Source organism: Belliella marina, from assembly GCF_042682445.1.
Lineage (GTDB): Bacteria > Bacteroidota > Bacteroidia > Cytophagales > Cyclobacteriaceae > Belliella > Belliella marina.
On the sequence record NZ_JBHUHR010000049.1, the window covers coordinates 8,769 to 10,029 of the forward strand.

At 35.0% G+C, this 1,261-nt stretch carries 2 protein-coding genes; both read left to right on the plus strand.

All coding sequences use genetic code 11. From position 1 onward, the window contains the following. Positions 1-353 precede the first annotated feature (353 nt). On the plus strand, positions 354-875 hold the full coding sequence (locus ACFSKL_RS22065; RefSeq protein WP_376889420.1) for a helix-turn-helix transcriptional regulator: 522 nt from the start codon (positions 354-356) through the stop codon (positions 873-875). Positions 876-930: 55 nt separating this feature from the next. Continuing rightward, a partial coding sequence (locus ACFSKL_RS22070; RefSeq protein WP_376889422.1) for a hypothetical protein occupies positions 931-1,261 on the plus strand: 331 nt, incomplete at its 3' end.

Consider the following 1,261-nt stretch of genomic DNA (forward strand, 5'->3'; position numbering starts at 1 on the left):
GGTAATGGTCGGAATTTTTGTCCATCACATGGTACACGATATAGCTGGTATCGGAATGGCTCTAGTGCTGTTTGCCATAAATGTTTGGGCAATCACTACAAATTGGAATAAGTATCTGCCTCTGATAAAATGATGTATTGGGGTTGCGTATTTGGCAGAAAAATACCCAACCCCATATTATATCTCCCCTCTTTTTTGATGTTTATGGTACTTTTCCACCTACGGTTGAGTATACCATCACACCAAAGGGTCTGTTACCTGAAAAAGAGGTGGGCAAATTACGTTTTTGGGGTATGCCGCTCTCCAAAAAGATGATAGGGAATTAATTTGGAAAAGGCAAAGGATATTCTATCATGGAACACTACAGGCTTCCACCCGTAATGTTTACCGAAAGCGAAGCCAATGCATTGATTACAGCCGAGCAACTGATATCAAAGAACAAAGACTTTTCATTTGTAAAAGAATATACCGAAGCAATCAACAAGATAAAATCTGTATTGCGGTACAACACAAAAGAAAAAGTCAATTTACTTTCTAATCGTGTTGTTTTTAGATTCAATACAGACAATACGCTAACAAGCAACTTTTTATCAACATTACAATTGGCTCTGACTAATTATAATTGTTCCGAAATAGAATATCTTTCAACCGAAAAAAACGAAATTACCAGAAGAATTATTGAACCGTTTGCCCTTTACAACACCCAAGAAAATTGGGTGCTTATTGTATTTTGCCAGTTGAGAAAAGATTCTAGGTCATTTAGATTGGATAGGATTCGAGATTTAAAAGTGCTCAATACACAATTCAAACCGCACAAAATCACACTTCAGGAATATTTCGAAATGTGCAGAATTAATTCTGGACCCTTGACATAAGGCTGTCTCAACCCCATTTTACTTTTGCAGAAGTATTAATCTAAAACTTATAAAAATGATAAGGGTAAGCAACAATTTTGCAAAAGCAATGGAATTCACAAGTTTCAAGAAAAAAGAAACCGTAACAGATGATGAACTGATAAATGCAGTTTTGAGATTTGAAACTGTATTGGGTAAACAAAGTGGGGTTATTTCCCATTGTTTGGTTCGCAACTTCAAAAATGAATATGCAAATGTACTTTTTGTAACAGAATTTGATGATTTGAAAAAACTGGAAAAAAGTATGATGCAACTTCAAGAAGCACAGGATTTTTTCAGTTTAATTGATGAGCAAAGTGTCAAAATGACATTCCATAAAATATTGAAAGACGATTTTCAAGTTCCCG